The following is a 5,424-nucleotide window of genomic DNA, read 5'->3' on the forward strand; positions in this document are numbered from 1 at the left end:
TTAAAAGCTGGCGATGACTTACTCTCACATGGGTAACCCCACACTACCATCAGCGCTAAGTGGTTTCACTTCTGAGTTCGGGAAGGGATCAGGTGGTTCACACTTGCTATGGTCGCCAGCAAACTGTTATGACTATGCGTTGGTCTTATTCGCTGTGTACTTTTATGTACTTTGCTTGCCATTGCTTTGGTCAAATGAGTGTATTAACAGTAGGTTAATTGAGTCGTGCATTGTATTTAGCATTTCGTTCTGAATCAAGTTATTTATGACATTTCTGTCATGGTATGAATCGATTAGTGCTTGTTTCAACTTTCGTTGATTAACAACAACCGCTTGGGTGTTGTATAGTCAAGCCTCACGAGCAATTAGTATTGGTCAGCTTCATGCGTCACCGCACTTCCACATCCAACCTATCAACGTCCTAGTCTCGAACGGCTCTTTAGTGGACATAAAGTCCAAGGGAAATCTTATCTTGAGGTAGGCTTCCCGCTTAGATGCTTTCAGCGGTTATCCCTTCCGAACATAGCTACCCGGCGATGCGACTGGCGTCACAACCGGTACACCAGAGGTTCGTCCACTCTGGTCCTCTCGTACTAGGAGCAGATCCTCTCAAATTTCCAGCGCCCACGGTAGATAGGGACCGAACTGTCTCACGACGTTCTAAACCCAGCTCGCGTACCTCTTTAAATGGCGAACAGCCATACCCTTGGGACCTGCTTCAGCCCCAGGATGAGATGAGCCGACATCGAGGTGCCAAACACCGCCGTCGATATGAACTCTTGGGCGGTATCAGCCTGTTATCCCCAGAGTACCTTTTATCCGTTGAGCGATGGCCCTTCCATACAGAACCACCGGATCACTAAGACCTACTTTCGTACCTGCTCGACTTGTGGGTCTCGCAGTTAAGCGCGCTTTTGCCTTTATACTCTACGCGTGATTTCCGACCACGCTGAGCGCACCTTCGTACTCCTCCGTTACTCTTTAGGAGGAGACCGCCCCAGTCAAACTACCCACCAGACATGGTCCTCGTCCCGGATCACGGGACAGAGTTAGAACCTCAATATTACCAGGGTGGTATTTCAAGGATGGCTCCATGTGAACTGGCGTCCACATTTCATAGCCTCCCACCTATCCTACACAAGTAAGATCAAAGTTCAATGTCAAGCTGTAGTAAAGGTTCACGGGGTCTTTCCGTCTAGCCGCGGGTACACTGCATCTTCACAGCGATTTCGATTTCACTGAGCCTCTGCTGGAGACAGCGCCGCCATCATTATGCCATTCGTGCAGGTCGGAACTTACCCGACAAGGAATTTCGCTACCTTAGGACCGTTATAGTTACGGCCGCCGTTTACTGGGGCTTCGATCAATAGCTTCGCTTACGCTAACCACATCAATTAACCTTCCAGCACCGGGCAGGCATCACACCCTATACGTCCACTTTCGTGTTTGCAGAGTGCTATGTTTTTAATAAACAGTTGCAGCGGCCTGGTTTCTGTGGCTGCTCTCAGCTCAGGAAGCAAGTTCCATCACCAAAAGCAGCGTACCTTCTCCCGAAGTTACGGTACCATTTTGCCTAGTTCCTTCAGCAGAGTTCTCTCAAGCGCTTTGGTCTACTCGACCTGACCACCTGTGTCGGTTTCGGGTACGATTCCTGTTTAACTGAAGCTTAGAGACTTTTCCTGGAAGCAGGGTATCAGCCACTTCTCTGTACAAGTACAGATTGCTATCGACTCTCAGTATAAAGTACCCCGGATTTGCCTAAGATACATACCTACAGTCTTCCACCTGGACAACCAACGCCAGGCTGACTTAACCTTCTCCGTCCTCTCATCGCATTAAACAGAAGTATTGGAATATTAACCAATTTCCCATCGACTACGCCTCTCGGCCTCGCCTTAGGGGTCGACTCACCCAGCCCCGATTAACGTTGGACTGGAACCCTTGGTCTTTCAGCGAACGGGTTTTTCACCCGTTTTGTCGTTACTCACGTCAGCATTCGCACTTCTGATACCTCCAGCATGCTTCTCAACACACCTTCATCGGCTTACAGAACGCTCCCCTACCACTTACGCATAAGCGCAAATCCGCAGCTTCGGCACATAGTTTTAGCCCCGTTACATCTTCCGCGCAGGCCGACTCGACTAGTGAGCTATTACGCTTTCTTTAAAGGGTGGCTGCTTCTAAGCCAACCTCCTAGCTGTCTATGCCTTCCCACATCGTTTCCCACTTAACTATGATTTTGGGGCCTTAGCTGGCGGTCTGGATTGTTTTCCTCTTGACTACGGACGTTAGCACCCGCAGTCTGTCTCCCGGATAGTACTCATATGTATTCGGAGTTTGCATCGGTTTGGTAAGTCGGGATGACCCCCTAGCCGAAACAGTGCTCTACCCCATATGGTATTCGTCCGAGGCGCTACCTAAATAGCTTTCGGGGAGAACCAGCTATCACCGAGTTTGATTAGCCTTTCACCCCTATCCACAAGTCATCCCCTGGCTTTTCAACGACAGTGGGTTCGGTCCTCCAGTTAGTGTTACCCAACCTTCAACCTGCTCATGGATAGATCACCCGGTTTCGGGTCTATACCCAGCAACTATACGCCCTATTAAGACTCGATTTCTCTACGGCTCCCCTATTCGGTTAACCTCGCTACTGAATATAAGTCGCTGACCCATTATACAAAAGGTACGCAGTCACACCACGAAGGTGCTCCTACTGCTTGTATGCATGCGGTTTCAGGATCTATTTCACTCCCCTCACAGGGGTTCTTTTCGCCTTTCCCTCACGGTACTGGTTCACTATCGGTCAGTCAGGAGTATTTAGCCTTGGAGGATGGTCCCCCCATATTCAGACAAGGTTTCACGTGCCCCGCCTTACTCAATTCATTAGTTATGCCCTTTCGTGTACAGGACTATCACCTACTATGGTTGCTCTTCCCAAAGCATTCCACTAAAACATAACTAACTTAATGGGCTCTTCCGCATTCGCTCGCCGCTACTAACGGAATCTCAATTGATTTCTTTTCCTAAGGGTACTGAGATGTTTCACTTCCCCTCGTTCGCCTTACACACCTATGTATTCAGTGTGTAATACCTATCTTATGATAAGTGGGTTCCCCCATTCAGACATCTCCGGATCAAAGGATATTTGCCGCCTCCCCGGAGCTTTTCGCAGGCTATCACGTCTTTCATCGCCTCTGACTGCCAAGGCATCCACCACATGCACTTAATTACTTGACTATACAACCCCAAAAGGTCGTACAACAGTAATCAATTCATATACCAAAACGCTTGATTCAGTTTAATTTGCTAGTTCTCAATTCATTCAAATCAATTAAAAAATTAATCTAAATGCTTGAGTAAAACAATTTATTTCAGACTCAATTTCTACTGTTAATGAATAACTTATATCTCATCAATATAAGCTAATACCGTGATACTTAAATCACAGAAGTTAATAAGTCTTAACTTACTAAATTCTATAATTTATCAGCTACTCAGCCTCGCACCGTAGGTGCGTGGTGGAGACTAGGAGAGTCGAACTCCTGACCTCCTGCGTGCAAAGCAGGCGCTCTACCAACTAAGCTAAGTCCCCAGCTATATCATTGTGCAATACCGATTCACTGTTTCTCATCAGTTTGGTGGGTCTGACAAGACTTGAACTTGTGACCCCACGCTTATCAAGCGTGTGCTCTAACCAACTGAGCTACAGACCCATCGATATCTAGAAGAACAACTTGTTGTGGATTCTTACCAATCAATCCATCTTTCGTTAAGGAGGTGATCCAGCCGCAGGTTCCCCTACGGCTACCTTGTTACGACTTCACCCCAGTCATCGGCCACACCGTGGTGAACGTCCCCCCTAAGGTTAGACTATCCACTTCTGGTGCAACAAACTCCCATGGTGTGACGGGCGGTGTGTACAAGGCCCGGGAACGTATTCACCGCGGCATTCTGATCCGCGATTACTAGCGATTCCGACTTCATGGAGTCGAGTTGCAGACTCCAATCCGGACTACGATTGGCTTTTTGAGATTAGCATCACATCGCTGTGTAGCAACCCTTTGTACCAACCATTGTAGCACGTGTGTAGCCCTGGTCGTAAGGGCCATGATGACTTGACGTCGTCCCCGCCTTCCTCCAGTTTGTCACTGGCAGTATCCTTAAAGTTCCCACCCAAAGTGCTGGCAAATAAGGAAAAGGGTTGCGCTCGTTGCGGGACTTAACCCAACATCTCACGACACGAGCTGACGACAGCCATGCAGCACCTGTATGTAGATTCCCGAAGGCACCAATCCATCTCTGGAAAGTTTCTACTATGTCAAGACCAGGTAAGGTTCTTCGCGTTGCATCGAATTAAACCACATGCTCCACCGCTTGTGCGGGCCCCCGTCAATTCATTTGAGTTTTAGTCTTGCGACCGTACTCCCCAGGCGGTCTACTTATCGCGTTAGCTGCGCCACTAAAGTCTCAAAGACCCCAACGGCTAGTAGACATCGTTTACGGCATGGACTACCAGGGTATCTAATCCTGTTTGCTCCCCATGCTTTCGTACCTCAGCGTCAGTATTAGGCCAGATGGCTGCCTTCGCCATCGGTATTCCTCCAGATCTCTACGCATTTCACCGCTACACCTGGAATTCTACCATCCTCTCCCATACTCTAGCCTTACAGTTTTGAATGCAATTCCCAAGTTAAGCTCGGGGATTTCACATCCAACTTATAAAGCCGCCTACGCACGCTTTACGCCCAGTAAATCCGATTAACGCTCGCACCCTCTGTATTACCGCGGCTGCTGGCACAGAGTTAGCCGGTGCTTATTCTGCGAGTAACGTCCACTTATCCTAGGTATTAACTAAGTAAGCCTCCTCCTCGCTTAAAGTGCTTTACAACCAAAAGGCCTTCTTCACACACGCGGCATGGCTGGATCAGGGTTCCCCCCATTGTCCAATATTCCCCACTGCTGCCTCCCGTAGGAGTCTGGGCCGTGTCTCAGTCCCAGTGTGGCGGATCATCCTCTCAGACCCGCTACAGATCGTCGCCTTGGTAGGCCTTTACCCCACCAACTAGCTAATCCGACTTAGGCTCATCTATTAGCGCAAGGTCTTACGATCCCCTGCTTTCCCCCGTAGGGCGTATGCGGTATTAGCATCCCTTTCGGAATGTTGTCCCCCACTAATAGGCAGATTCCTAAGCATTACTCACCCGTCCGCCGCTAGAAATCAGTAGCAAGCTACCTATTCCCGCTCGACTTGCATGTGTTAAGCCTGCCGCCAGCGTTCAATCTGAGCCATGATCAAACTCTTCAGTTAAAATCATTTTGTCACTTTAATCTAAGTGACTAAATCTGGCTCATTAATCTTACTGACTAAAAATTCGCTCAAATAAACTTCGAGTAATTCCTACCAATTCAATCAATGAAATATAT

2 tRNA genes and 3 rRNA genes are annotated in these 5,424 nt (G+C 48.4%); all 5 read right to left on the minus strand.

Annotation, left to right across the window (positions count from 1 at the left end):
- Positions 1 to 5: 5 nt before the first annotated feature.
- A 5S ribosomal RNA gene (gene rrf, locus BLQ60_RS13880) occupies positions 6 to 120 on the minus strand.
- A gap of 224 nt (positions 121 to 344) precedes the next feature.
- Positions 345 to 3,237 (minus strand): 23S ribosomal RNA (locus BLQ60_RS13885).
- Positions 3,238 to 3,516: 279 nt separating this feature from the next.
- A tRNA-Ala gene (locus BLQ60_RS13890) sits at positions 3,517 to 3,592 on the minus strand.
- A gap of 44 nt (positions 3,593 to 3,636) precedes the next feature.
- Positions 3,637 to 3,713, minus strand: a tRNA-Ile gene (locus BLQ60_RS13895).
- Positions 3,714 to 3,770: 57 nt separating this feature from the next.
- A 16S ribosomal RNA gene (locus tag BLQ60_RS13900) occupies positions 3,771 to 5,308 on the minus strand.
- Together the 16S, 23S and 5S rRNA genes with 2 tRNA genes alongside form the textbook arrangement of a ribosomal RNA operon.
- Positions 5,309 to 5,424 lie beyond the last annotated feature (116 nt).

Origin of the sequence: Acinetobacter marinus, from assembly GCF_900096915.1 — a bacterium.
In the GTDB taxonomy this organism is placed as follows: Bacteria; Pseudomonadota; Gammaproteobacteria; order Pseudomonadales; family Moraxellaceae; genus Acinetobacter; species Acinetobacter marinus.